This is a genomic window from Pseudonocardia benzenivorans CB1190 (assembly GCF_000196675.2).
Classification (GTDB): domain Bacteria; phylum Actinomycetota; class Actinomycetes; order Mycobacteriales; family Pseudonocardiaceae; genus Pseudonocardia; species Pseudonocardia benzenivorans.
Genome location: NC_015312.1, coordinates 2,909,506 through 2,934,330, shown reverse-complemented (window position 1 = coordinate 2,934,330; position 24,825 = coordinate 2,909,506). Strand labels below are relative to the sequence as shown.

24 protein-coding genes and 1 pseudogene are annotated in these 24,825 nt (G+C 74.9%); 9 read left to right on the top strand and 16 right to left on the bottom strand.

Annotated features, from left to right (window positions below; all coding sequences use genetic code 11):
- Window positions 1-17 precede the first annotated feature (17 nt).
- Complete coding sequence (locus PSED_RS14005) at window positions 18-1,406, bottom strand: class II 3-deoxy-7-phosphoheptulonate synthase (RefSeq protein ID WP_013674902.1); 1,389 nt, start codon at window positions 1,404-1,406, stop codon at window positions 18-20.
- Between the two features lie 163 nt (window positions 1,407-1,569).
- On the opposite strand from PSED_RS14005, the gene PSED_RS14000 reads away from it, so the two are divergent.
- Entirely contained in the window at window positions 1,570-1,713 is a 144-nt protein-coding gene (locus PSED_RS14000) for a GPGG-motif small membrane protein (RefSeq protein ID WP_165965732.1), read from the top strand.
- Between the two features lie 58 nt (window positions 1,714-1,771).
- Here the strand turns inward: PSED_RS14000 and PSED_RS13995 are convergent, their stop codons facing one another.
- From PSED_RS13995 to PSED_RS13985, 3 genes are all read right to left on the bottom strand, one after another.
- Window positions 1,772-2,260, bottom strand: a complete 489-nt coding sequence (locus tag PSED_RS13995) for a polyadenylate-specific 3'-exoribonuclease AS (RefSeq protein ID WP_013674900.1) — start codon at window positions 2,258-2,260, stop codon at window positions 1,772-1,774.
- Window positions 2,261-2,524: 264 nt separating this feature from the next.
- Entirely contained in the window at window positions 2,525-3,547 is a 1,023-nt protein-coding gene (locus PSED_RS13990) for a hypothetical protein (RefSeq protein WP_013674899.1), read from the bottom strand.
- A 13-nt stretch (window positions 3,548-3,560) separates the two neighbouring features.
- The gene (locus PSED_RS13985; protein WP_013674898.1) at window positions 3,561-4,277 is read right to left on the bottom strand and encodes a lysophospholipid acyltransferase family protein; all 717 of its coding nucleotides are present in this window, start codon (window positions 4,275-4,277) and stop codon (window positions 3,561-3,563) included.
- A gap of 239 nt (window positions 4,278-4,516) precedes the next feature.
- On the opposite strand from PSED_RS13985, the gene PSED_RS13980 reads away from it, so the two are divergent.
- The gene (locus PSED_RS13980; RefSeq protein ID WP_013674897.1) at window positions 4,517-5,050 is read left to right on the top strand and encodes a hypothetical protein; all 534 of its coding nucleotides are present in this window, start codon (window positions 4,517-4,519) and stop codon (window positions 5,048-5,050) included.
- Between the two features lie 55 nt (window positions 5,051-5,105).
- Here PSED_RS13980 and PSED_RS13975 read toward each other — a convergent pair whose 3' ends face one another.
- The 6 genes and pseudogenes from PSED_RS13975 to PSED_RS13950 all read right to left on the bottom strand — a co-directional run.
- Window positions 5,106-6,104: an ROK family protein gene (locus tag PSED_RS13975; RefSeq protein ID WP_013674896.1), complete on the bottom strand. Its 999-nt coding sequence runs from the start codon at window positions 6,102-6,104 to the stop codon at window positions 5,106-5,108.
- Window positions 6,101-6,520 (bottom strand): hypothetical protein, encoded by a 420-nt coding sequence (locus PSED_RS13970; RefSeq protein WP_013674895.1) that lies wholly within the window; start codon window positions 6,518-6,520, stop codon window positions 6,101-6,103. The genes PSED_RS13975 and PSED_RS13970 overlap by 4 nt, the downstream gene beginning before the upstream one ends.
- A complete protein-coding gene (locus tag PSED_RS13965; RefSeq protein ID WP_041759648.1) occupies window positions 6,517-7,773 on the bottom strand; it encodes an ArsA family ATPase in 1,257 nt (418 codons plus the stop codon). Before PSED_RS13965 ends, PSED_RS13970 begins: the two co-directional genes overlap by 4 nt.
- Before the next feature lie 37 nt (window positions 7,774-7,810).
- Entirely contained in the window at window positions 7,811-8,245 is a 435-nt protein-coding gene (locus PSED_RS13960) for an SRPBCC family protein (protein WP_013674893.1), read from the bottom strand.
- A gap of 37 nt (window positions 8,246-8,282) precedes the next feature.
- Window positions 8,283-9,071: a metallophosphoesterase family protein gene (locus tag PSED_RS13955; RefSeq protein ID WP_013674892.1), complete on the bottom strand. Its 789-nt coding sequence runs from the start codon at window positions 9,069-9,071 to the stop codon at window positions 8,283-8,285.
- A gap of 258 nt (window positions 9,072-9,329) precedes the next feature.
- Window positions 9,330-9,707 (bottom strand): annotated as a pseudogene (locus PSED_RS13950) (polyketide cyclase / dehydrase and lipid transport); the annotation flags it as partial.
- A 132-nt stretch (window positions 9,708-9,839) separates the two neighbouring features.
- Here PSED_RS13950 and PSED_RS13945 point away from each other — a divergent pair.
- Complete coding sequence (locus tag PSED_RS13945) at window positions 9,840-11,651, top strand: AMP-dependent synthetase/ligase (RefSeq protein WP_013674890.1); 1,812 nt, start codon at window positions 9,840-9,842, stop codon at window positions 11,649-11,651.
- Between the two features lie 41 nt (window positions 11,652-11,692).
- Here PSED_RS13945 and PSED_RS13940 read toward each other — a convergent pair whose 3' ends face one another.
- The 4 genes from PSED_RS13940 to PSED_RS13925 form a co-directional block, all read right to left on the bottom strand.
- Window positions 11,693-12,835, bottom strand: coding sequence for a glycosyltransferase family 4 protein (locus PSED_RS13940; RefSeq protein ID WP_041759646.1), 1,143 nt, complete (start codon window positions 12,833-12,835; stop codon window positions 11,693-11,695).
- Between the two features lie 175 nt (window positions 12,836-13,010).
- A complete protein-coding gene (locus PSED_RS13935) occupies window positions 13,011-14,105 on the bottom strand; it encodes an NlpC/P60 family protein (RefSeq protein ID WP_013674888.1) in 1,095 nt (364 codons plus the stop codon).
- Between the two features lie 294 nt (window positions 14,106-14,399).
- A complete protein-coding gene (locus tag PSED_RS13930; protein WP_013674887.1) occupies window positions 14,400-14,657 on the bottom strand; it encodes a hypothetical protein in 258 nt (85 codons plus the stop codon).
- Window positions 14,658-14,764: 107 nt separating this feature from the next.
- Complete coding sequence (locus PSED_RS13925) at window positions 14,765-16,162, bottom strand: NYN domain-containing protein (RefSeq protein ID WP_013674886.1); 1,398 nt, start codon at window positions 16,160-16,162, stop codon at window positions 14,765-14,767.
- A gap of 382 nt (window positions 16,163-16,544) precedes the next feature.
- On the opposite strand from PSED_RS13925, the gene PSED_RS13920 reads away from it, so the two are divergent.
- Entirely contained in the window at window positions 16,545-18,305 is a 1,761-nt protein-coding gene (locus tag PSED_RS13920; protein WP_013674885.1) for a DEDD exonuclease domain-containing protein, read from the top strand.
- Window positions 18,306-18,362: 57 nt separating this feature from the next.
- Window positions 18,363-18,641, top strand: coding sequence for an Lrp/AsnC family transcriptional regulator (locus PSED_RS13915; RefSeq protein WP_013674884.1), 279 nt, complete (start codon window positions 18,363-18,365; stop codon window positions 18,639-18,641).
- Window positions 18,642-18,694: 53 nt separating this feature from the next.
- Here PSED_RS13915 and trpD read toward each other — a convergent pair whose 3' ends face one another.
- Together trpD and PSED_RS13905 are read right to left on the bottom strand one after the other, a co-directional pair.
- On the bottom strand, window positions 18,695-19,798 hold the full coding sequence (trpD, locus tag PSED_RS13910) for an anthranilate phosphoribosyltransferase (RefSeq protein ID WP_049803400.1): 1,104 nt from the start codon (window positions 19,796-19,798) through the stop codon (window positions 18,695-18,697).
- A gap of 1 nt (window position 19,799) precedes the next feature.
- Entirely contained in the window at window positions 19,800-20,249 is a 450-nt protein-coding gene (locus PSED_RS13905; protein ID WP_233899402.1) for a DNA-binding response regulator, read from the bottom strand.
- A 207-nt stretch (window positions 20,250-20,456) separates the two neighbouring features.
- Between PSED_RS13905 and ctaE the strand changes: the two genes are divergently transcribed.
- From ctaE to qcrB, 4 genes are read left to right on the top strand one after another with little or no spacing between them, the layout of a single operon-like run.
- On the top strand, window positions 20,457-21,059 hold the full coding sequence (ctaE, locus tag PSED_RS13900) for an aa3-type cytochrome oxidase subunit III (RefSeq protein ID WP_013674881.1): 603 nt from the start codon (window positions 20,457-20,459) through the stop codon (window positions 21,057-21,059).
- Window positions 21,060-21,111: 52 nt separating this feature from the next.
- On the top strand, window positions 21,112-21,972 hold the full coding sequence (gene qcrC / locus PSED_RS13895) for a cytochrome bc1 complex diheme cytochrome c subunit (RefSeq protein ID WP_013674880.1): 861 nt from the start codon (window positions 21,112-21,114) through the stop codon (window positions 21,970-21,972).
- Window positions 21,969-23,105: a cytochrome bc1 complex Rieske iron-sulfur subunit gene (gene qcrA, locus PSED_RS13890; protein WP_013674879.1), complete on the top strand. Its 1,137-nt coding sequence runs from the start codon at window positions 21,969-21,971 to the stop codon at window positions 23,103-23,105. The genes qcrC and qcrA overlap by 4 nt, the downstream gene beginning before the upstream one ends.
- Window positions 23,102-24,787, top strand: a complete 1,686-nt coding sequence (gene qcrB, locus PSED_RS13885; protein WP_013674878.1) for a cytochrome bc1 complex cytochrome b subunit — start codon at window positions 23,102-23,104, stop codon at window positions 24,785-24,787. Before qcrA ends, qcrB begins: the two co-directional genes overlap by 4 nt.
- Window positions 24,788-24,825 lie beyond the last annotated feature (38 nt).

Below are 24,825 nucleotides of genomic sequence, written 5' to 3'. Positions count from 1 at the left end.
GCGGCCGTGGCGCGAGCTCAGCCCCGCAGCATCTCGGCCACGAGGAACGCCAGCTCCAGCGACTGCTGGGTGTTGAGCCGCGGATCGCAGGCCGTCTCGTAGCGACCCGCGAGGTCGGCGTCGGAGATCTCCTGCGCGCCGCCGAGGCACTCCGTCACGTCCTCGCCGGTGACCTCGACGTGGATGCCGCCGGGGTGGGTGCCCAGCGCGCGGTGCACCTCGAAGAAGCCCTGCACCTCGTCGACGATGCGGTCGAAGTGCCGGGTCTTGTAGCCGGTCGTCGACTCGTGGGTGTTGCCGTGCATGGGGTCGCACTGCCAGATGACCTTGTGCCCCGACGCGGTGACCTTCTCCACGATCGCGGGCAGCACGTCGCGGACCTTGCCGTTGCCCATCCGGCTGACGAGGGTGAGCCGGCCGGGCACGTTCTTCGGGTCGAGCCGCTCGACGTACTCGACGGCCTGCTCGGGCGTCGTCGTCGGGCCGAGCTTGAGCCCGATGGGGTTGGCCAGCAGCTCGAAGAGGGCGACGTGGGCACCGTCGAGCTGGCGGGTGCGCTCGCCGATCCACACGAAGTGCGCCGACAGGTCGTAGAGCCGCGGCGTCTCGGTGCGGGAGTCCAGGCGCAGCATCGCGCGCTCGTAGTCGATGAGCAGCGCCTCGTGCGAGGCGTAGAACTCGGTGGTGTGCATGCGGTAGTCCTCGACGCCGCACGCGTCCATGAACTGCAGCGCCCGGCCGATCTCCCCGGCCAACGCCTCGTAGCGCTCACCCGCGGGCGAGGTGCGCACGAAGTCCTTGTTCCAGTCGTGGACCATCGACAGGTCGGCCATGCCGGTGGCCGTCAGCGCGCGCACGAGGTTCATCGCGGCGCTCGCGTTGGCGTAGGCACGGACCATGCGCGACGGATCGGGCACCCGTGCGGCCGGGTCGGCCACGATCGAGTTGACGATGTCGCCGCGGTAGGACGGCAGCCCGAGCGCGTCGGTCGGCGAGCTGCGCGGCTTGGCGTACTGCCCGGCGATCCGGCCGAGCTTGACCACGGGCAACGAGGCGCCGTACGTCAGCACGATCGCCATCTGCAGCAGCGTGCGGATCGTCGCGCGGATGTGCGGCTCGGTGTTGTCGACGAACGTCTCCGCGCAGTCGCCGCCCTGCAGCAGGAACGCGCGCCCGTTGGCGACGTCGGCCAGCCGCTCGTGCAGCCGGTCGACCTCGGCGGGCAGCGTGACGGGCGGGACGCTCTCCAGGACGGTGCGCACGTGCGCGACCTGCTCGGCGTCGGGCCAGTCCGGCTGCTGGGCGGCGGTCCGCGACAGCGCCTCATCGAGACGGGTACGCAGGTCCGCGGGCAGCGGCGGCAGCTCGGGCAGCACTTCGACGGGGGCGTCGACCGACCAGTTCACGTACGCCAGGTTAAGCCGTCACGGAAGGGCGACGGCGCGCGGCCCGACCCCTCGCAGGCGACCGTTCGGCCGGACACCGCCGGGGGTTCGGCTGCTCCGTCCGGGCGCCGTCGTCACCCGGACGGACCGATTCCACATCGGACGCCGTGTGTACTCCCCCCGCATGGCAACTCTCCTGTGGATCCTCGCCGTCGTCCTGGTCGTCGCGGGCATCGTCGCGATCGTGCGCCGCCAGCTGCTGTGGGGCATCGTCCTCATCATCGTCGGGCTGCTCGTGGGCCCCGGCGGGGTGAGCATCTTCACCTGACCCTCCCCCGACGCACGCCCCGACGACAGCCACGGCACGGCGGTGGCGGACCCGCAGCTCAGCGGGCCGCGACCGCCGCTTCGATCGCCTCCCAGCGACGCAGGTTGAGCCGGGCGTCGGCGAGCGCGTCGTGCGCGTCCGACGACGGGGGCGGCAGCGGCGGCCGCCCGGCGTCCTCCCAGCGTTGCCGCAGCTCGCGGGTGAACCGGGGCAGGGCCCGCGGCAGCGCAGGCATCGCTCCCCACAGCTGGCACAGCACGACGTGGTCGTAGGCCGCGATCCACGCCCAGAGCTCGACGTCGCCGGGGGCGCCGGTCAGGAAGGCGAGCAGGTCGGTCCGGATCGCCGCCCGTGAACGCCAGGCCGGGTCGGCGGGCGACGGCAGCTTCGGCAGCACGTTCGCCCGGACCCAGGCACCCGCGCGGCCGGGGTCGAACTCCGTCGAGACGGCGTAGAACTCACGTCCGTCCTCACCGACGACGCCGATCGAGACCAGGTCGATCGTGGTGCCGTCCTCGATGAACTCGCAGTCGTAGAAGAACCGCATTCCGTTCCGTTCCTGCAGGCCGGGCGCGTGTACGCCCTGCGGTACGCACCCGGGTCGCAGCGGCGGACCGGGCGGCCCGCGACGCCGACCGCACCGGGCGACGGCCTGCGGGCCGCAGCCGAGCCTACGGACCGCCCGTCGGCACCGCGTCGCACGGCGTCGCACATCCCCGGCCACGCGCGAGGATGCGCGCGACCCGCGCGCCCGTCGGCCGTCGGCCGTCGTCGCACCCCGGGCGGGCGGCGCGGGCACGGCCGGGCCGGGTCAGCCGCGCGATCCCGCCGGCAGGTCGCCGAGCACGTAGTCCAACAGGTCGCGCCCGTGGTCGGAGGCGACGACGACGTCGTCCGCGGTGACCCGGACCCGGTGCAGCGACTGCATGCGCAGGACGTCGCCGTCGGCCCGGTGGTTGGGGAAGATCCCCGCGTAGGAGACCCCGAGCTCCTCGAGGTGGTCGGCGACGAGGGCGGTCGCGGGGTCGTCGAGCGGCAGGTCGAGGTAGACCGCGTCGGCGCCCCCGCGGCGGAACAGGTGGTGCCGCTCGGCGCGCACCACGTCGGCGAGGTCGGCCCCCGGCGCGGTCACGGTGACGAGCCCGATCGCGTGGTCCCGGTCGACGTCGACGTGCAGCACGCTCCTGGCGGGCAACGCGGCGTCGGCGGGCGGGCGGGCCGGGGCGCCGCGCAGGTCGCACACCTGCAGGGTGCGGGCGACGACCGGCAGGTGCCGCTCCGGGGCGTACACGCTGCGCGGGGTGCCGTCGGCGAGCTTGGTGTAGAAGAACGCGGCCGAGCGCCGCCGTCGCCGCCGGTCGAGGGCCGCGTCGTTGCTGACGCTCGCCGGGATCCAGCCGAGCAGGAAACCGGTCTCGTGCGCGCCGGCGGCGAGGTCGGCCTTCTGGCTGTACGGGTGGACGGCGGTGACCTCGGCGTACATCCCGCACAGGCCGCGCTCGCGCGCCCAGTCGGACAGGAAGCGCTTGGTGCGGGTGAACACGTGCCGGCCGCGCGCGGCGGGCAGCGTCACCGCCTGCCCGCTGTGCGCCACGACGTCGCCGGCCGCCGAGAGGCTCATCCCCATGTGGCACAACAGCTCGCCGGCCCGTGTCTCGGCGACGACCGACACGTAGCGGCCGTCGGCGAGGCGCGCGCACACCTCGTCGACGTCGTAGACCCACCGGACGTCGTAGCTGTCGCCGTAGACGGTCTCGATCAGCGAGACGAGGACGCCGCCCTCCTCGGGCCGCAGCAACCGGAAGACGATCTCGTCGGCAGCAGGGCCGTGCACGGCGGCCGCGTCCTCAGCCGGCCCTGGTGCCGGGCACGCGGTCGGCCGTCGCGGCGGCCGCCTTCTCCTTGACCGACGCCGCATAGAGGTCGACGTAGGTCTGCCCGGACAGCTCCATGAGCGAGTACATGATCTCGTCGGTCATCGAGCGCTCGATGAACCGGTCGCCGGCCATGCCCGCGTAGCGCGAGAAGTCCAGCGGCTCGCCCACCCTGATGTGCACGGGATGCGGCTTCCAGATCCGCGACCCGATCGGGTTGACCTTGTCGGTGCCGATCATCGCGACCGGGACGACGGGCACCCCCGCCTGCAGTGCCATCCGCGCGACGCCGGTCTTGCCCTTGTAGAGCCGTCCGTCGGGCGAGCGGGTGCCCTCCGGGTAGATGCCGAGCAACTTGCCCTCGCGCAGCAGCCGCACCGCGGTGTCCATCGCGTCCTGGGCCGCGGACCCGCCGGAGCGGTCGACCGGCACCTGCCCGACGCCGGTGAAGAACTGCTTCTTCAGGAAGCCGACGACGCCCGGCGCGGTGAAGTACTCGCGCTTGGCCAGGAACGTGATCCGCCGGGGGACGAGCAGCGGCAGGAAGAACGAGTCCACGACGGCGAGGTGGTTGCTGGCGAGGATCGCCGCACCCTTCTCGGGAATGTTCTCCAGACCCTCGATCGTCGGCCGGCACAGCAGGCGCATCAGCGGGCCGAGCAGCACGAACTTCGACCACCAGTACAGCACCGGTGCGGGCTCCCCTCTGCGCGACCGGGGCACAGCCTACGGACGGCCCCGGTGCGTGGCCAGCGGATCGATTCGGGTCCTCCGACAGGCCGTCGACAACAGGACATTCAGAGCCAATCCGGCATCGGTGGGTCACGATGCGGACGAGACGGTCCCATCCGGCGCGGGACGTGTCAGGATGGACGCGAGCGCACCCCGGCGGCCCCGGCCGGGGCGTGCCGAGGGCGGGGAGGTGCCGGATGAACCACGATCCCGACGATCGTTGGGGTCCGGGAACCGGCGACCGGGACCGCGATCCCGATCTCGACGAGTTCGACCGCATCGTCGCCGCATGGCGCGACGAGGGCTCGGTGCCGCAGTGGCCGACGGCCGCGGAGCCCGCCGAACCGCTGTCCGACGACGCGGCGCCCGGCGACCCGGCGTCGCCCCTCGGTCGTCCCGCGTCCGCATCGGGCGACGAGACCTCGACGCCCGCCGTCGGCATCCCTGAGACCGCGCGCGACGACCTCGCCGACCCGCTCGACGAGCACTTCGTCCCGCCCGAGCCGCCGCCGCTGCCGCGCCTGGGGCCACCGGCGATCGTCGGCATCGTCCTGCTGGGCCTGGGGTTGCTGCTGGTCGTGGCGCCCAGCGTGCTGGGCATGTCGTCGGTCTACGGGCTCCCGCTGGGGCTGCTGTCGCTCGCGGCCGGGCTGGGTTGGCTCGTGCTGCGGCTGTGGCCGACCCCGGCCGACGACGAGGACCCGGACGACGACGACGGCGCCGTCCTGTAGGAGCCCCGTCGGCGGGTCACCGGACGGCAAACGGGTCACGCTCCGCAGGTCACGGTCACGCCCTGCCGGTCACGGCCTCCCGGGCCAGCTGCGCGGCCCCCACGACCGCCGCGGCGTCGCCCAGCTGCGCGGTGCGGATGCGCGCGAGCGGCCGGTGCCCCGCCCCGGTGACGACGCGCGCGTAGTGCGCGCGGGCGTCGTCGAGGAACAGCGGCGCCGACTCCGACACCCCACCTCCGACGACGACCAGCTCCGGGTCGAACACGTCGGCGACCAGGGCGAGGCCCTCCCCCAGCCAGCGGCCCAGGTCGGCGACGGCACGGCGGGCGACCCGGTCGCCCTCCCGCGCCGCCGCAGCCACCCGCTGGCCGCTGATCCGCGCCGGGTCGGCCGCCGCCTCGCGGGCCAGCACCGACGACCCCGAACGATCGGCGCCGAGCAGCTCCAGGGCGGTCGTCGCGAGCGCGGTGCCGCTGCAGTAGCGCTCCCAGCAGCCACGTTTGCCACACGGGCAGGGCCGTCCGTCGGGCACCACCCGCAGGTGGCCCAGCTCGGGGGCGACCCCGTGGGCGCCGCGGTAGAGCGCGCCGTCGACGAGCAGCGCGGCGCCGATGCCGGTGCCCAGGGCCACGAACACGACGGTCGACGCCCCTGCCGCCGCACCGAACCGGCGCTCGGCCAGCGCGGCGGCGTTGGCGTCGTGCTCGACGACGACCGGCAGCCCCAGCCGCGACCCGATCCGGTCGGCGACGGGCGCGTCCCGCCACGGCAGGTGCGGCGCGAACCGGACGTGGTCGCGGTCGGCCGCGACGAAGCCGGCCAGCGCGAGACCCACGGCCGCGACCGGGTGCCGGCGCGCCAGGTCGCCGACCATGCCGCTCACCGTGTCCTCCAGCGCCGCCTCGCCCGCCGCCGTCGCGGCCCGGCACGTGTCGAGGATCTGGCCGTCGGCGTCGACGACGCCCGCGCGCACGCTCGTCCCGCCCACGTCCACACCGACGGCGAGGGACGCCGCGGGCGGGCCGTCCGGGCCCGTCCGTCGTGTCGGCGTCATCCGCGGGCGACGGTGATGCGCTGGACCCGCGGCCGCGAGGTGGCCGGGCCGGTGTCGGCGGCGGGCGGGGCGGCGCCCGCGCCCTCCTCGAGCGCGGCGCGCAGCACCGCGACCAGACCGCCCACCTGCTCGGCGAGCCGGGCGGCGAGCTCGGGGCGCTCGCCGCGCAGGACGGCGAGTACCGCGCACACCGGACAGGTCGCACAGGTCGTGGGCGCGGACCGCGGTTCCGCGGCGGCGGCGTCGGCGAGCAACCGGTCGAGGGCGGGCTGCACCCGGTCGAGCACGCCGAGGACGAGGGTGCGCAGCTCACCCGCCATCCCGGCGTGCCCGCCGCAGGCGCCGTCCCCGGCCTCCCCGGCCGTCGTCCCCGTCGTCGTCCCCGTCGTCCCGGTCGTCCCCGTCGCGTCGGTCATCGCATCCACACCGCGGGATCGGGGCGGAACAGCACGCGCAGGGTTGCGGCCTCGCGGGCACCGTCGAGCCGGGCCGACACGACCTCGCAGCGGCGCAGCACCGACGGCAGCGTCACGGGGCGGCGCGCGAGCCCGACGGTGACCACCAGGTCGTCACCCACCCTGGCCAGGTCGAGCCGGCCCTCGTCGGCGCCCGGGAGGTGCAGCGCCAGCTCGAACTCGGAGTCGAGCGCGGTGCCCTCCCCCGCGGTGCGGCGCACGGCCAGCGGCGGGCGCGCGGCGGCGGGCGCGGGGACCGGGTCGTCCTCGCCGTACAGAGCGTCGGCGAGCGTGTGCAGCGCCGCGACCCCGGTCGGCTCCGCCGCCGCGTAGCCAAGGGTGCGCAGGACGACGTCGTCGCCCGCGGCAGATGCGGTGAGCTCGTCGAGGACGGCCTGCTGCTCGGTGTGCCGCTCGCGCAGCCATCGCGCCGCCGGTCCCCGCAGCGACGTCGAGGGCGCCGGCAGCACCCGGTTGACGACGAGCCCGTCGACCCGGATGCCCTGCAGCGCAAGGGCTGTCTGCGTCCGGCGGGTCTCTGCGACGACCACCCGCTCGGGCGTCGTCACCAGGCGGACGCTGCTGCGGGCGGGGTCGACGAGCAGTGCCGCGAGCCCGCTCAGCTGCTCGGCCAACCCGTCGAGCGCGTCCACGGTGCGGTCGAGCCGGGCCGCGGACTCGGCCGCGCCGCGGCCCGTCAGCCCGGCGAGCATCCCCCGGACCGCCCGCCGGTGCGCGGGGAAGAGTCGCTCCAGGTAGCCGGCGAGCGCCTCGGGCAGGGCGAGCAGGCGCAGGGTCTCGGCCGTCGGCCCGCAGTCGACGACGACGACCTCCCACGGGCCCGACTCGGCGAGCCTGCGGACCTCCGCGAGCGCGAGCAGGTCCTCGACGCCGGGCAGGACGGTCAGCTCGTCGGCGACGATCTCGTCGACCCCGATCCCGGCGAGCAGCGTGCGCAGGTGCCCCTGCAACGCCCCCCATGCCCCGTCGAGCAGCACGCGGGTGTCGATGTGCGCGGCGAAGAGCCCCCCGGCCTGCGGCAGCTCGCGGGGATCGCCGTCGAGCGGGGTGTCGAGGGCGTCGCCGAGCGAGTGCGCCGGGTCGGTGGAGACGACGAGCGTCTTGCGGCCGGACCTGGCCAGGTGCGCGGCCGTCGCCGCCGACAGGGTCGTCTTCCCGACCCCGCCCTTGCCGGTGAACAGCACGACACGCACGTCGACGAGGGTAGTCACGAAAGCGGGAGTGCCGGGTTCAGCCCTGCTCGACGCGACGCTTGAGCCCCTTCAGCGCGGTGTCGATGATCACCTTCTCGGCCTTGCGGCGGAGCATGCCGATCATCGGGATGTTCAGGTCGACGGCCAGCGAGTAGGTGACCGTCGTCGAGTCGCCGTCGGCGACCAGCACGTAGGAGCCGTTCTGCGACTTCTGCATCTGGCCCTTGACCAGGTTCCAGCTGACCGAGTTGCCGTCCGGCGCCCAGTCGTAGTCGAGGGTGTAGGAGTCCTTGATCGGGCCGGCGTCCATCGTGAACCGGACGCGGCGGGCGCGGCCGTCGGCCTCGTCGAGGATCTCGACCGTCTTCACCTGCTCGGCCCACTTCGGGTACGCCTCGAAGTCGGCGATGACCGCCATGACCCGCTGCGGGTCCGCGGCGATGGAGATCGAGGAGGTGGTCGCGTCGGCCATGCCGCGGAGGTTACCGCCCCGCCGCCCGCGCGACCCGTCACCACCGCAGCACGTACGGGGTGGGTCGGCGGCGGAAGTAGCCGACGTTGACGCACTCCGTCCGGCCGCGCCGCACGCGCTGCGCGAGCGGCTGGTGGACGTGCCCGGACAGCGCCGCGCGCGGCCGGTCCCGGTCGATCACCTCGACGAGCCCGGGCCCGGTGGCCTCCGGTCCGCGGGTGACGACGTCGTAGGCCAGCTCCGGCAGCGCCGGCGGGACGTGGCTGCACAGGACGTCGACGGCGGAGAACCCGTCGACGACCGTCGCGTAGTCGTCCCACGACACGAGGTTGGGCCGCCACGCCGGGCCGGGGGTGAACGCGACACCGCGCGGCAGCGGCGCACCGCCGACGAACGCGAAGCGCAGGCCGCCGATCTCAGCGACCTTGCCGTCGGGCAGGTGGACGTGCGGCCCCGCGTGCTGCGCCCAGAGGTGCGGGACGTCGACGTTGCCGGGGATCGCCCAGGTCGGTGCGGGCAGCACGGCGAACAGCCGGGCGTACTGTTCGGCCACCGCCTCCTCGACCAGAGCCCGCGGGTTCCCGACCGCCTTCCACGCCTCGGTCGCGTAGGCGCGCAGGGCGTGCCGGTCGGCCGAGCGGCGCAGCCGGGCCAGCTCGGCGCTGACGTCGGCCCCCAGCACCGTCCCGACGATGCCGCCGGTGGGGTCGGCATAGTCGATGAAGTCGATCAGGTCGCCGAGCACGACGAGCGCGTCGGCACCCTCGCCCGCGCGGGCGAGGCCCTCCACGTCGCCGTGGACGTCGGAGACCACGTGCACGCGCATGCCCTGACGCTACCGATCGTGAGTGGCGCCGGTCGCCGGGGCGACCATCGCCACTCACGAGCCGCCGGCACCCGAGTTGCCCCGCGAGCCGCCCGAGCCGCCGGCGTTCGGGCCGCCGGCATTCGGGCCGCCGGCATTCGGGCCGCCGGCATTCGGGCCGCCGGCGCGCGAGCCGTCGGCGGTCGGGCCGTCGGCGGTCGGGCCGTCGTCGGTCGGGCCGTCGTCGGTCGGGCCGTCGTCGGTCGGGGGCGCCGGTTCTCCCGGCGGCCGGCCGTTCTCCAGGCGGCGCTTGAGCGCCAGGGCGAGCGCCTTCGCGTGCCGGTGCCGGCGCCGCGCCTCGGCGGCGGCCCGCCGCGGCGGCAGCGGGACCGGCCCGCCGTCGGCGCCCGCACCGTCGGCGCGCAGGTAGTAGTGCAGGACCGTCCCGTCGAGCACCTCCTCGAGCCACACCTCCATGCTCCCCACCAGGGCGCCCGTGACCGTCCAGCGCACCCCCTGGTCGCCGCGGTCGGTGACGACGGTCAGCCGCAGGTCGGGCCACAGCGCCGGCCACGCGGCGGGATCGGCGAACTCGGCCGCCACCCGCGCCCGTTCGACGACGAGGAAGGTCTCGTCGACCACGTCGACCGTCGGCATCGTGGGGTCCCCCGATCGTGGCTCGGCCGCCCGCGCCGGCCGTGGGTGGCCCCCGGATTCCATGCGGTCCCGGCGTCGATCACGATAGGTTCGACCCCAGGACTTCACCGGTGTGGCGAGGAGGGCGGCGACGTGCGGGAGTACAGCGGGCCGTCGGCGGTCGAGATCGGTGCACGGGAGACCCTGCTCGACGCGGTCCTCGCCGCCGAGCGGGAGCATCCGTCGGACGTGCTGCTGCAGCGCGCCCGCCCGGACGGCGGATGGGCCGACGTCACGTCGGCGGAGTTCGCCGGGCAGGTGCGCGCCGTCGCGCGCGGCCTGGTGGCCGGTGGTGTCGGCGCGGGCGACCGGGTCGCGCTGCTGTCGCGCACCCGTTACGAGTGGACGCTGCTCGACTACGCGATCCTGTCCGCGGGTGCGGTGACGGTGCCGATCTACGAGACGTCGTCCGCCGAGCAGATCGCCTGGATCCTGTCCGACTCCGGCGCGGTCGCGGCCGTCGTGGAGACCGACCGGCACGCCGCGCTCGTCGCCGAGGCGGTCCCCGGGCTCGGTGCCGTGTGGACGATCGAGCCGGCCGAGGGGCCCGGCGCCGTCGACGCCCTCACCGAGCTGGGCGCGGGCACGACCGACGACGAGGTGCGCGCGCGCCACGAGGCCGTCGGTGCCGACGACCTCGCCACGCTGATCTACACCTCCGGCACCACCGGGCGGCCCAAGGGCGTGGAGCTGACCCACCGCAACCTCGTCTCCGAGGTCGCGCAGGTGCGGCAGGTGTTCCCGGAGCTGCTCAACGTCGACGGCTCGGTGCTGCTGTTCCTGCCGTTGGCGCACGTGTTCGGCAAGGTCATCCAGTGCGGGGCGATCGCGTCGCGGACGACGATCGGGCACACCCCCGACACCCGCAACCTCCTGCCCGACCTGCAGACCTTCCGCCCGACCTTCCTGCTCGCGGTGCCGCGGGTGTTCGAGAAGGTGTACAACGGCGCCCGCCAGAAGGCCCGCGACGAGGGCAAGGGCGCGATCTTCGACGCCGCCGCCGACACCGCGATCGCCTACTCGAAGGCGCAGGACACCGGGGGCCCGGGTCTCGTCCTGCGGATCAAGCACGCGTTGTTCGACAAGCTGGTCTACGGCAAGCTGCGCGCGGCCGTCGGCGGCCGGGTGATCGCGGCCGTGTCCGGCAGTGCGCCCCTCGGCGAGCGGCTCGGGCACTTCTTCCGCGGCGTGGGGCTGCCCGTCCTGGAGGGCTACGGCCTCACCGAGACGTCCGCGGGCATCGCCGTCAACGGGCTCACCGCGCAGCGCGTCGGGACGGTCGGCAGGCCGGTGCCCGGCCAGTCGGTGCGGATCGCCGACGACGGGGAGATCCTGCTGTCGGGCTCGATCGTCTTCCGGCGCTACTGGAAGAACCCGGCCGCGACGGCCGAGGCCATCGAGGACGGCTGGTTCCACAGCGGCGACATCGGCGAGCTCGACGACGACGGCTTCCTGACGATCACCGGCCGAAAGAAGGAGATCATCGTCACCGCGGGCGGCAAGAACGTCGCCCCGGCGGTGCTCGAGGACCGGTTGCGCGCCAACCCGTTGGTGAGCCAGTGCATGGTCGTCGGCGACGCGCAGCCGTTCATCGCGGTGCTCGTGACGCTCGACCCCGAGGCCGTGCCCGGTTGGCTCGAGCGCAACGGCCGGCCCGCCGACACCCCGGTCGCGGCGCTGGTCGGGGACCCCGCGATGCGCGCCGAGATCGCCGCGGCCGTCGAGGAGGCGAACAAGGCCGTGTCGCGGGCCGAGCAGATCCGGGAGTTCCGCATCCTGCCCGGCGACTTCACCGAGACCACCGGCGAGCTGACCCCGACGCTGAAGGTCAAGCGCGCCGTCGTGGCCGCGAACCACGCCGACGTGATCACCGACATCTACTCGGGGACCCACCAGCCGGTCTGACCGGCCCCCCGCGCGCGGCCGCTCAGTCGACCGGCGCACCGTCAGCCGGCGACGGGGGCGCCGTCCAGCAGCACGCGCAGCCGCTCGACGGCGGCGGGCCAGGTCCAGCTCGTGAGCATCCAGTCGCGGCCGGCCGCACCCAGCCGCGCGGCGCGGTCGGGGTCGGCGAGCAGCCCGCCGACGGCGGCCACCAGCGCGTCGAGGTCGCGGCCGTCGACGACGTGGCCCGTCCGCCCCTCCAGGACGGTCTCCGGCGCGCCCCCGGAGTTCCCGGCGACGACCGGGACCCCGCAGGCCGACGCCTCCAGCAGCACGATGCCGAGGCCCTCGACGTCGAGGCCCCCGCCACGGGTGCGGCACGGCAGCGCGAACACGTCGGCGACGGCCTGGTGGGCGGCGAGCTCGTCGGCGGGGACGGCGCCGGTGAACACGACGTGCTCCGCGACCCCCGCGGAGACCGCGAGCCGGCGCAGCCGGTCGTGGTCGGGGCCCGAGCCGACGAGCAGCAGTCGGGTCCCCGGCACGCGCCCGCGCAGCGCCGGCAGCGCCCGCACGAGCATGTCCTGGCCCTTGCGGGCCACGAGCCGGGACACGCACGCGACCACCGGCGCCTCCCCCAGCCCGTAGCGGGCCCGCAGCCGCGCCCGTGCAGCCGGATCGGGCCGGAACGTCGCGGTGTCGATCCCCGGCGGCAGGTGCTCGAGCGCCGCCCGCGGGCCGAAGGCGGCGGCGAACCTGCCGCGGGTGTACCGGGAGACGACGGTGAGCACGTCGGCGTCGTTGCCGATGCGGCGCAACGCCTGGCGCGCACCCGGCAGCATCGACCAGCCCACCTCGTGGCCGTGGGTGCTCGCGACGACGCGCCGGATTCCGGCGCGCTCGCGCAGCCCCGGGCCCAGCAGCGCGAGCGGCGCCGCGGCACCGAACCAGACCGTCGTGGCGCCGTACCGGCGGGCGAGCTCCGCGGCGCGGCGGGCGACGTCGGGCGTGGGCAGCATCAGCGACGTCGGATGACGGTGGACGGGGTAGGGCCGGTGGGCGTCGAACGCGGCCGCGCCCTCCCAGGCCGGGGCGTAGACGGCCAGCTCGGACGGGGGCAGCCGATCGGCGAGGGCCTGCAGGTAGGTCTGGATCCCACCGGCTCGGGGCGGGAAGTCGTTCGTCACGAGCAACGTGCGGGCCACGGCGGGTGACCGTACCGACACCGCCGACGGTCCTGCGTGCCCGACCCGCCCCGGCGACGGGACGGGCGGCGGCCGGGGTTCCCCGGCCGCCGCCCGTGCGCGGGGAGCGGACCGTCGCTGCGGCCGACGCGGAGCGTGGCGGCCGGTCGGGGCCGGTTCCTCGGGCTCCGGCGGCTCAGATCCGGCGGGCTCCGGAGAACGTGGCCCGCGGAACGGTCTGGTACTTCACGACATCGCCGGTCTCGGGGGCGTCGATCATCTTCCCGCCACCCGCGTAGATACCGACGTGGCTGACGGGCTTGTAGAAGAACACCAGGTCACCGGGCTGGAGGTCGTTCCACGAGACCGGGGTCCCGACGGTCGCCTGGGCGCTGCTCGACCGCGGGAGGGTCACGCCGATCCGGGCGAACGCCCACGACGTCAGACCCGAGCAGTCGAAGCTGTTCGGCCCGGCGGCGCCCCAGACGTAGGGCCTGCCCAGCTTGGTCGCGGCCATCGCGAGTGCGCGGGCGCCCGCGCCCGTGCCGAGCACGACGCCCTGCGGCGCGCCCTCACCCGGGGGGATCAGCTGGGCGCGCTCGGCCGGGCTGAGGTTGGAGATCATCTTCTCGACGTCGGCGACCCGCGCCTCGGCGGCCTGTTTGCGGGTCAGGATGTCGTCGGCGGCGCGCTGCGCGTCGTCGGCCGCCTGCTGGGCCTGCGCGACGGCGGCGTCGGCGTCGTGGCGCGCCTGCTGGGCGGCGGCGACCCTGGCCTGGAACTCGTCGAGCTGGACGCGCTGCTCGGCGGTCAGCGACTCGAGCGCCGACATCTGGTCGAGGTAGTTCTGCGGGGAGGTACTCGAGAGCAGGGCGTCGAACTGGTCGAGGCGGCCGTTCTCGAAGGTCGCCATGGCCAGCCCGTCGAGCTGGGAGCGGTAGGTCTCCTCGTCGGCGGCGGCCTTCGCCGCGGCGTCCTCGGCGGGCCCGACCGCCGCGCGCGCGGCCTCCGCGGCCTTCTCCTTGGCGTCGTGGTCGTCGGTGGCGGCGTGCCACTGCTCGGTGAGGACCTCGGCGTCGTGCTGGGCCTGCTCGAACTGGGCGCGCGCCTCGTCGGCGGTCGTCGGTGGCGGGGGCAGGACCGGCGCTGCGGGCCGTCCGCCCGCGGCGGGGACGGTCAGCGCGGCCCGTGCCGCCCCCGGCGGAGCGGGGGTGGGGTCGGCGATCGCGGGCGTCGTGACGAGCGCGGTCAGCCCCGCTCCGACGACCGCCGCGACCAGGACCGCCGTCACCGGCCGGGAGGCCGGTCGGGTACCGCTGCGTCGAGGCGCCACCACGCGGACGAGTCCCCTTCTCCGTACCGCGGACCGGGGCGCGGAGCGGGCTCCACGCGGGTCCTGCGGCGACCCTGCGTCGCCGTTCCGGGCGAGCGGCGAACCCACCGCAAGGTCGCGCGGAGATTACGAAGGGGCAGGGCGGGCGGCCAGCATCGGGGGCGCCGGCGCGTCGCGCCGGCCGTCGACGAACGGCCTCACCCACAGGGGCAACAGCAGCCGGGCCCTCGGGACGGCGGCACGGCGTGTCGCTCACCCTGCGTGACGCGACTGGTCCTCCGGAGCCGGCTCCGGCGACCGCGTCGCCACGAGGCGCAACCGGGGAACCAGCCCCTGGTCGGCCAGGACGGCGAGCGCACGCTGTTCCCGAGCGTCGAGCTGCATGACCGGCGCGCCGGACGGCAGCGTGTCGGGGCGTGTCGCCGGGTCCGGCACGCCCAGCAGGACACCCACCACACAGTCCCCGCACGCGTCGCCGCGCACCGCACACGTGTCGCAGTCGATGATCATTCCGGGCCACCCCTCGACGTTGCTCGTCGGACGTCGCGGACGCTAGGGGACGCCACCGACAGTTCCGGGCGAGCAGTCGCGGCCGGGAAGCGGCGGACGCGGTCGTCTCAGCCCCGCAGTCGGCCCAGCAGGATCGCCGACGGCAGCGCGTGGGCGCCGCGGCGGCGCACGGACTCGACGACGGCCCGGTCCGACGTCGCGACCAGGATCGGCCGGCCCTCGGGCTCGGCGGCGACGAGCGCGCGGATGACGTCGTCGGCGATCACCCCGGCGTCGCTGAACAGCACCCGCACCCCGCGGGTCCCCCGCGTCGGCGCGGCGACGACGCCCGCCCCGTCGAAGACGACGGTGACCTCGACCCCCGTGCGGGCCGCCAGCGCCGCGAGCTGACCGACGAGCCGGGTGCGCTGGTCGGCCAGTGGCAGCTCGGGATAGCCCGTCTTGCTGACGTTGTAGCCGTCGACGATCAGGTGCACCGCGGGCAGCGCCAGCAGCGCGTCGAGGGCGGCGAGGTCGTCGACCGGCGCGCCGGGACGCACCGCGCTGGCCCCCGCGACGAGGTCGGCGGGCCGGGGCCCGCCACCGCCGATCGAGAGCTCACGGCGCAGCCCGGCGACCGCGCCGCCGAGCGTCTCCAGCAGCAGCTCCAGCCGGACCTCGTCGGCCTGGCGGGCCTCGCGGGCCGCCTGCCGCGCGGCGGCGACCTGTACGGCCGCGGCGTCGGCGCGCGCCCGTTCCCGGTCGGCGCGCACCCGCTCGCGGTCGCGCTCGGCCAGCGCGTCGGCCAGATCGCGGCGCGCCTCGGCCCGTACCGCCTCGAGGTCGGCGGCCGCGGCGTCGAGCGCGTCGGTCGCCGAGCGCAGCCGCGCGCCCTGCTCCCCCACCCGCCTGCGCAGCTGGGCGAACTCGGCCTCCCTGGCCTGCGCGGACAGCCGCACGTCCTCGCGTGCGGTCGCCAGCTCGTCGCGCAGCCGTTCGAGCTCGGCGGTCAGCTTCTCGACGCGCGAGTTCGCGGCCTCCAGCTCGGCCCGCAGCTCGCCCGCCTCGCCCCGGCGGGCGGCGGCGGCGACGAGGTCGGGCGCATCGGGAGCGCCACCGAGGACGGCGAGCGCGGCGGCGCCGAGCGGGTCCTCGACGTCGGCCGGACCGGGCGTGTGCTCGTGGCACCACGCCAGCACGGCCGCGCGGAACGCCGCCGAGCGTTCGACCTCGTCGAGGAGCGCCCTGGCGCCCAGCCTGGCCCGTTTGGCCGGGGTGAACCGGGCCAGCCGGCGCAGCCGGTGCGGGACGTCGGCGTCGGGCAGGCCGGCGACGGCGGCCGCGGCGAGCTCGGCGACGCGGCCGCGGACGGCCTCGGGCAACCGGTCCCACCGGATCTCCGCGGCCGCCCCGGCCGTGTCGGGGGCCGGGCCGGCGCAGGCGGGGGCGGCGCAGGCGGGGTCGACACCGACGGGCTCCGCGCCGGACCCGGCGGGCCCGGTGGCGAATGCGTCGTCGGTGGACATTCGACCAGGTTATCCGCGCGTGCGCGGGTGCGGCGAGCGCCACCCGGCGGCACCTGCCCCGAAGAACCCCCGCGCCGCACCGCAGCACCGCACCGCACACCGCGGCGCCACTCCGCACACAACCCACACCGCGGCACCGCACCGCATCGCAGCCGGACCGCGCGGCACTCACCCCAGCCGGACCGCGGCGCCGGGACCGGCAGGCCGGGCCGGAGCGCGCCCACCGCACCGCCGGGCCGCCGGGGCGCCGCGGGCTCCGCCCACCACACCCTCGCCCCGCACGCCCGCGGCTCGCCCTGTCGGCGTCGTCGGCCGGGCCCCGCCGCGGCGGGGCCCGGCGGGTAGCCGGTTCTGTCGGTGCGCGCGGCTAGCGTCCCGCGGCGTGCCCGCTCCCCCCGGATCCGCCGGTTCCGGCGGCACCGTCGCGCAGCTGTCGTTCGACGAGCTCGGGACCCCGCTGCGCGAGGTGACGTTCGTCGTGCTCGACCTGGAGACCACCGGCGGCTCGTCGGCGAACCACTCGATCACCGAGATCGGCGCGGTGAAGGTCCGCGGCGGCGAGGTGCTCGGCGAGCTGGCGACGCTCGTCGACCCCGGCACCGGCGTCCCGCCCGGCGTCGTCGCGCTGACCGGGATCACCACGGCGATGGTCACCGGGGCCCCGCGGCTCGCGCAGGTGCTGCCGACGCTGCTGGAGTTCATGGGCGGCGCGGTGCTGGTGGCGCACAACGCCCCGTTCGACGCGGGGTTCCTGCGCGCGGCGTGCGAACGCCACGACCGGCGCTGGCCGCGCCCGCCCCAGCTGTGCACGGCGCGGCTGGCCCGCGCGGTGCTCAGCCGCGCCGAGGCCCCCAGCGTGCGGCTGGGTGCCCTGGCCCGGCTCTTCGGCACGGCGACCCAGCCGACGCACCGGGCGCTGGCCGACGCGCGGGCGACCGTCGAGGTGCTCCACCGCCTACTGGAACGGGTGGGCAACCTCGGCGTGCAGAGCCTGGAGGAGCTGCTCGCGCTGGCCCGCGGCGCCTCGGCGCACCGCCCGCCCGAGCAGGTCCGGCGCCGTCGCACCCTCGCCCGCGACGTGCCGTCGGCCGCCGGGGTCTACCTGTTCCGCGGCGCCCGCGACGAGGTGCTCTACGTCGGCACGAGCGGCGACCTGCGCAGGCGCGTCCGCAGCTACTTCACCGCCGCCGAGCGCCGCCGGCGGATGCGGGACATGGTGTCGCTGGCCGAGCGCGTCGACACCATCGTGTGCGCGCACGCGCTGGAGGCCGGGGTGCGCGAGCTGCGGCTCATCGCCGCGCACCGGCCGCGCTACAACCGGCGCTCGCGCAACCCGGGCCGGGCGTGGTGGGTGGTGCCGACCGACGAGGCGTTCCCCCGCCTCTCGGTGGTGACGACGCCGCGCGCGCCCGCGCTGGGCCCGTTCGGGTCGCGTCGGGGCGCGACCGAGGCCGTGGAGACGCTGCTCGACGCGCTGCCGCTGCGCAGCTGCACGCAGCGGATCCCGGCCCGCTCGCCCGCCGCGAGCCCGTGCGTCCTGCACGAGCTGGGCCGCTGCCGCGCGCCCTGCGCGGGGTTGCAGAGCGTCGCGGAGTACGCACCGGGCGTCCACGCGCTGCAGGGCCTCGTCGCGGGTGCCGACGACGCACCGCTGCGCAGGCTGGCCGACCGGGTCGAGGCGCTGGCCGCCCGGGAGCGGTTCGAGGCCGCCGCCGCGGGCCGCGACCGGCTGGCCGCGCTGGCGACGGCGCTCGCCAGGGCGCAACAGCTGGCGGCGCTCGCGGCCCTGCCCGAGGTGGTCGGCGCCCGGCCCGACGGGCACGGCGGCTGGGAGCTGGCCGTGGTCCGGCACGGCAGGCTCGCCGCGGCCGACGTCGCCCGACGCGGGACGCCGCCGATGCCGGTCGTCGAGTCGCTGCGCGCCACGGCCCGCACCATCCTGCCCGCCGACGGGCCGCTCGCGGGGGCCTCGGCCGAGGAGGTGAACCTGGTCCGCCGATGGCTCACCACGGGCGGGACCCGGCTCGTGCACAGCGAGCCGAGCTGGGCCGAGCCCGCCCGCGGCGCCGCGGCGTGGGAGGGCTGGGCGCGCCGGGCCCGGCAGGCCCCGCTGGGCAGCCCGTCGGAGATCACCCTCGGCTAGTCTTCGACCCCGGCCGGACCGCTCCCGGTCCCGCGTCCGTCCCCGAGGAGGGCAACCGTGATCACCGCGATCGTCATGGTGCACACCGCCGCCGACCGGATCCCCGAGACCGCGCAGGCGATCGCCGACCTCGACGGGGTCAGCGAGGTGTACTCGTGCGCCGGCGACGTCGACCTGATCGCGATCGTGAAGGTCGCCGCGCACGACGAGCTCGCCGACGTCATCGCGGGACGGCTCAGCAAGATTCCGGGTGTGGTCCGCACCGACACCCACATCGCGTTCCGCTCCTACTCGAGCGCGGACACCGACGCGATCTTCTCCGCCGGGCTCGACTGAGCCCGCCGCGCCGCGGCCCCGGGACGGGGCACCCGTCCCGGACCGCGCCGTCGTCAGGCCGGGCGGGGCGCCAGCCGGGTCGAGAACTCCGCCCACCGGGCCAGCAGGTCCGCGGCCGCGCCGGAGTCGATCGCCGCGGCCGCGCGCTCCAGTGCCACCGCCATCGGTGCGTGCAGGTCGGGTCCGTCGGCCGCGACCGCACCCGCGGCGACCAGCGCCCCCGCCGCGTTGAGCAGCACCGCGTCGCGGTGCGGGCCGTGCTTGCCCGCGAGCAGCGCGTGGCAGGCCGCGGCGTTGAACGCGGCGTCGCCACCTCGCAGGTCCTCGCGCGTCGCGGGCGCGACACCCAGCGCGGCCGGGTCGACCGACGTGGCCCGCACCCCGTCGGGTCCAGCCGCCCACACCGTCGAGGTGGTGGTCGTGGTCAGCTCGTCGAGGCCGTCGTCGCCGCGCACCACGAACACCGACATCCCCCGCGAGGCGAACACCTCGGCCAGCACGGGCGCGAGCCGCGCGTCGGCGCAGCCCACCAGGCCCGACGGCGGCTGCGCCGGGTTGGTCAGCGGCCCCAGGACGTTCATCGCCGTCGGCACCCCGAGCTCGGCGCGCGGACCCGCGGTGTGCCGCATGGCGGGATGGAAGACCGGCGCGAAGCAGAACCCGATGCCGACCTCGGCGACGCACGCCTCGACCTGCGCGGCCGGCAGCGCGATCGCCACGCCGACCTCCTGCAGCAGGTCGGCCGCGCCGCACTTCGACGTCGCCGCCCGGTTGCCGTGCTTGACGACGGGGATGCCCGCCGCCGCGACCACCACCGCCGCCATCGTGGAGATGTTGACGGTGTGCGCCTGGTCCCCGCCGGTCCCGACGATGTCGACCGCGGGCCCGCTGACGGTGACGCGCGACGCCCTGGCCAGCATCGCCTCGGCGAGCCCGGCGATCTCGGCCGCCGTCTCCCCCTTGGCCCGCAGGCCGACGAGGAAGCCGGCGAGCTGTGCCGCCGTCGCCTCCTCCGACAGCACCCGGTCCATGATCCAGGCCGTGTCGGCGGTCTCCAGGTCGCGGCCCGCGATGAGGCTGGCCAGCAGCCGCGGCCAGCTGCGGGCCTCGCCGGTGCCGGAGCCGGACGCGGAGCCGGAGCCGGGGGCGGCGGCCACGTCAGCCACGCACGGCGACGTCCGCGGTGCGCCGCAGGACGTCGACGACGGTCTCGGCCGCGGTCAGCGGGTCGAGGGGGTGCACGAGCACCGCGTCGGCCTGCGACCAGGTGGCCAGCCACCGGTCGTCGCGGCGGCGGACGGTCACCACGATAGGCGGGCAGTCGGTGATCTCGTTCTTGAGCTGGCGGGACAGACCCATGCCCCCGGTCGGCTGGGCCTCGCCGTCGAGGACGACGAGGTCGAGCCCGCCGGCGTCGCACGCCGCGAGCACGTCCGCGACCCCACCCACCTCGATGAAGGTGACCCGGCCGAGATCGGGGGCCGGGCGGCGGCCCACGGCCGTCACGATCCCCTCCCGTACCTCCGGGCGGTGGCTGAAGACGAGGACGTTCAGCTGGCTGAGGGGCTCGGACGCCGATCCGGCGTCGCGGGGCGCGGGGCTGGTCACGGGCGACATCGTAATGGGCGCGGTCACACCCCCTCGTGCGCGCGCGGTGGCCGGCTGCGCCGAGGCCCCGACCAGCGCCTCCACCGGCCCGGGAACCACGCCGGGCCGTTCCGCGTTGCCACCCCGGAGGATCGCCGCCCGGGAAGTGACGCAGCTCCCTGGTCCCCCGACAGGCTGTAGAAGTTCGGGTGGGGTCATAATGCCCCGGTGACGACAGCCGCCCCCAACATCAGCGCGCGGATCCACTCGCTGAACCGCCCGAACCTGGTCAGCATCGGCACCATCGTCTGGCTGTCCAGCGAGCTGATGTTCTTCGCCGGGCTGTTCTCGATCTACTTCACCGCGCGGGCCCAGAACGTCGGCGAGTGGCCGCCGCCGCCCACCGAGCTGGACGTGCCGTACGCGCTCGTCGTGACCATCGTGCTGGTCGCGTCGTCGTTCACGTGCCAGTTCGGTGTCTTCGCGGCCGAGCGCGGCGACGTGTTCGGGCTGCGCCGCTGGTACCTGCTCACGTTGATCATGGGCGCGCTGTTCGTCCTCGGGCAGGCCAACGAGTACCGCACGCTGATCTTCGAGCACCACACGACGATCGCGTCCAGCGCCTACGGCACGGTCTTCTACCTCGCGACGGGCTTCCACGCCCTGCACGTCACCGGCGGGCTGGTGGCGTTCGTCTACCTGCTCATCCGCACCAAGCTCAGCAAGTTCACACCGGCCCAGGCCACCGCGGCGATCGTCGTGTCGTACTACTGGCACTTCGTCGACGTCGTCTGGGTGGGCCTGTTCGCCGTCATCTACTTCATCCGCTAGGCCTGCAGCGCAAGCGCCCCGAAAACGACGCGAGGGTTGGACGACGCCGACGATGGAACCCACGACCACCACACCACCTGAGCCGCGGTCCCGCCGCGGCCGACGACCGCACGGCAAGGTGCGGCGCCGGCTCGCCGGAGCACTCGCGCTGGGTATCGGGCTGCTGTCGGTCGGCGCCCTGTACTCGGTCGTCGAGCCGGCCCCGCAGACCGCGGTCGCGCAGGCGGCGGACGCCGCGACGATCGCGAAGGGCCAGGACCTCTACAACAACGCCTGCATCACGTGCCACGGCGCGAACCTGCAGGGTGTGCAGGACCGCGGCCCGAGCCTGGTCGGCGTGGGCGACGCCGCGGTCTACTTCCAGGTCTCCTCCGGCCGCATGCCGCTCGCCCGCCAGGAGGCGCAGGCGATGCGCAAGCCTCCGACGCAGACGTTCGACCCGCACACGCAGGAGGGCGCCGACAACCTGGCGGCCCTGGGCGCGTTCGTGCAGGCCAACGGTGGCGGTCCGCAGCTCCCCGCGGCCACCGGCGAGGCGCTGCGCGGCGACGACCCGGCCCGTGGCGGCGAGCTGTTCCGGCTCAACTGCGCCTCGTGCCACAACTTCACCGGCCGCGGTGGCGCCCTGTCCTCCGGCAAGTTCGCGCCGTCGCTCGACCCGGCCAACGAGGACCAGATCTACGCGGCCATGCTCACGGGGCCGCAGAACATGCCCAAGTTCTCCGACGCGCAGCTCTCGCCGCAGGAGAAGAAGGACATCATCGCCTACATCAAGTCCGTCAGTGACGGCAACAACGACGTGGGTGGTTCCGGGCTCGGCGGCATCGGCCCGACCTCGGAGGGCGTGATCGCCTTCGTCGTCGGCCTGGCCGCGATCGTCGGTTTCGCAATGTGGTTGGGAGCCAAGCAATGAGTGGCGCTACGACGGGTGAGGGCGGCGTCACGTCCGCCCCCACGGCGGCGGAGCTCGAGGAGATGACGCCCGAGCAGCTCGCGCGGCTCGCCGGTGACCTCGACGACGTCGACGTCCAGCACAACGCGCCCAAGTTCCCCGTTCCGGGGACGCGGGCGGAGAAGCGCGCGGAGCGCGCCGTCGCCGGCTGGTTCACGCTGTCGGCGCTCTCGGCACTGGCGTTCGTGATCGCGTTCATCTGGTGGCCGCACGAGTACGTCGCGCCAGACCAGCCCGGCTACCGGATGTACTCGCTCTACACCCCGGTCGTCGGCGTCACGTTCGGCCTCGCCGTGCTGGCGCTGGGTATCGGCGTGATCTCCTACGTCAAGAAGTTCTTCCCGAGCGAGGTCTCGGTCCAGCAGCGCCACGACGGCCCGTCCGACGAGGTCGCCCGCAGGACCGTGATGGCCCAGCTCGCGGCGGCCGGCAAGGACACCACGATCGCCCGGCGGACCGTCATCAAGCGGTCGGCCGGCGCGGCGGCGGGCCTGTTCGGCATCGGGCTTGGGATCGCGGCCATCGGCCCGCTGATCCGCAACCCGTGGAAGGACGGCCCGAACTCGCCGCTGTGGATCACGGGCTGGAAGTCGACCAACGGCGAGACGGTCTACATGCGCGCCGACACCGGCGACCTCGAGGACATCCGGCGTGTCCGGCCCGAGGACATGGAGCCGGGCTCGATGCAGACGGTGTTCCCGTACCGGCTCTCCGAGCAGCACGACGAGGAGGCGCTGCTCAAGGCGCAGAAGGCCGGCGACGCGCCCGTCATGCTGATCCGCCTGCGGCCGGGCACGAAGGTCGTCAAGCGCGCGGGCCAGGAGAACTTCAACTACGGCGACTACTACGCCTTCTCGAAGATCTGCACGCACCTGGGCTGCCCGACCTCGCTGTACGAGGCGCAGGACAACCGCATCCTCTGCCCTTGTCACCAGTCGCAGTTCCTGGCCACGGAGTACGCTCGCCCTGTGTTCGGGCCGGCCACCCGGGCGCTGCCGCAGCTGCCGATCACGGTGGACGACGAGGGCTACTTCATCGCCACGAGTGACTTCCACGAAGCCGTCGGCCCCGCATTCTGGGAGCGCAGATCATGAGTTCGATCACGACGCCCACCACCTCCTCCGGCGGACTGCAGGCCAGGGCCGGGGTGGCACTCGACGAGCTGGACCAGCGGTTCCACCCGGCGGCGGGGCTGCGCAAGCAGTTCAACAAGGTCTTCCCGACGCACTGGTCGTTCATGCTCGGTGAGATCGCGCTGTACAGCTTCATCGTGCTCCTGCTGTCGGGCACGTACCTGGCGCTGTTCTTCGACCCGTCGATGACCGAGGTCACCTACAACGGCGCGTTCGACAACCTGCGCGGCGTGCACATGTCGAAGGCGTTCGAGAGCACCGTCACGATCTCCATGGACGTGCGCGGCGGGCTGTTCGTGCGGCAGGTGCACCACTGGGCCGCGCTGCTGTTCATGGCCGCGATGCTCGTGCACATGTTCCGCACGTTCTTCACCGGTGCCTTCCGCAAGCCGCGGGAGACGAACTGGCTGATCGGCGTGCTGCTGATCCTGCTGGGCTTCTTCGAGGGCCTGACCGGCTACTCGCTCCCCGACGACCTGCTGTCGGGTACCGGCCTGCGGATCATGTCCGGCATCACGATGACGGCGCCGATCATCGGCACGTGGCTGCAGTGGCTGCTCTTCGGCGGCGAGTTCCCGGGCACCGAGATCATCCCGCGCTTCTACATCCTGCACGTGCTGCTGATCCCGGGGATCCTGCTCGCGCTCATCGCCGTGCACGTCGGCCTGGTCTGGTACCAGAAGCACACGCAGTTCCCCGGCCCCGGCCGCACCGAGCACAACGTCGTCGGCGTCCGCATCCTGCCGACGTTCGCCGCGAAGGGTGGCGCGTTCTTCGCCGTCACCGTCGGCGTCATCGGGCTGATGGCGGGCCTGTTCCAGATCAACCCGATCTGGAACTTCGGCCCCTACGACCCGTCGCACATCTCGGCGGGCTCGCAGCCCGACTGGTACGTGCTGTTCACCGAGGGCATGGCGCGCATCTTCCCGCCGTGGGAGCTGTACCTGGGGAACTACACGGTGCCCGCGGCGTTCTGGGGCACGGCGGCGTTCCTGCCGCTGCCCTTCGTCGTCGCGGCGATCTACCCCGCGATCGAGCGGCGGTTCACCAAGGACAACGCCCTGCACAACCTGCTGCAGCGCCCGCGCGACGCGCCGGTCCGCACCTCGCTGGGCGTCATGGCCATCGCCTTCTACGGCTGGCTGGTGCTCTCGGGCGTCAACGACTGGATCGCCTACTTCTTCCACGTCTCGCTCAACGCGACGACCTGGGCCGGGCGCCTCGGCTTGCTGGTGGTCCCGCCGATCGCCTACTGGGTCACCTACCGGATCTGCATCGGCCTGCAGCGGTCCGACCGCGCGGTCCTCGAGCACGGCATCGAGACCGGCATCATCAAGCGGCTGCCGCACGGCGAGTTCATCGAGGTGCACCAGCCGCTGGCCGGTGTCGACTCGCACGGGCACGCCATCCCGCTGGCCTACCAGGGCGCGGCGGTGCCCAAGCGGATGAACCAGCTGGGGTCGGCGGGTGAGGCGGTCCCCGGGTCGCTGCTCACCCCGGACCCGGTCGAGGAGACCGTCGCGCTGGCCAGGGCCCGCGCGGAGGCCCACCACGCCGAGCTCGAGGCCATCGAGCAGCGGTCGGAGGCGCCGGCACTGGCCGGTCGTCCCGACGCCGGTCGGCCGAAGGACACGACCGACTAGCTCCGGTCACCGGACAGACGACGAGGCCCCGCCCGAAC

Excerpts from the sequence above, each read along its gene's own strand:
- PSED_RS14000 (WP_165965732.1), top strand. The coding sequence starts at position 1,570 with ATGGCAACTCTCCTGTGGATCCTCGCCGTCGTCCTGGTCGTCGCGGGC.
- qcrC (WP_013674880.1), top strand. The coding sequence starts at position 21,112 with ATGGAACCCACGACCACCACACCACCTGAGCCGCGGTCCCGCCGCGGC.
- PSED_RS13925 (WP_013674886.1), bottom strand. The coding sequence starts at position 16,162 with ATGTCCACCGACGACGCATTCGCCACCGGGCCCGCCGGGTCCGGCGCG.
- PSED_RS13970 (WP_013674895.1), bottom strand. The coding sequence starts at position 6,520 with ATGACCGACGCGACGGGGACGACCGGGACGACGGGGACGACGACGGGG.
- PSED_RS13930 (WP_013674887.1), bottom strand. The coding sequence starts at position 14,657 with ATGATCATCGACTGCGACACGTGTGCGGTGCGCGGCGACGCGTGCGGG.
- PSED_RS13975 (WP_013674896.1), bottom strand. The coding sequence starts at position 6,104 with ATGACGCCGACACGACGGACGGGCCCGGACGGCCCGCCCGCGGCGTCC.
- PSED_RS13955 (WP_013674892.1), bottom strand. The coding sequence starts at position 9,071 with ATGCGCGTGCACGTGGTCTCCGACGTCCACGGCGACGTGGAGGGCCTC.
- PSED_RS13980 (WP_013674897.1), top strand. The coding sequence starts at position 4,517 with ATGAACCACGATCCCGACGATCGTTGGGGTCCGGGAACCGGCGACCGG.
- PSED_RS13960 (WP_013674893.1), bottom strand. The coding sequence starts at position 8,245 with ATGGCCGACGCGACCACCTCCTCGATCTCCATCGCCGCGGACCCGCAG.
- qcrB (WP_013674878.1), top strand. The coding sequence starts at position 23,102 with ATGAGTTCGATCACGACGCCCACCACCTCCTCCGGCGGACTGCAGGCC.
- qcrA (WP_013674879.1), top strand. The coding sequence starts at position 21,969 with ATGAGTGGCGCTACGACGGGTGAGGGCGGCGTCACGTCCGCCCCCACG.
- PSED_RS13995 (WP_013674900.1), bottom strand. The coding sequence starts at position 2,260 with ATGCGGTTCTTCTACGACTGCGAGTTCATCGAGGACGGCACCACGATC.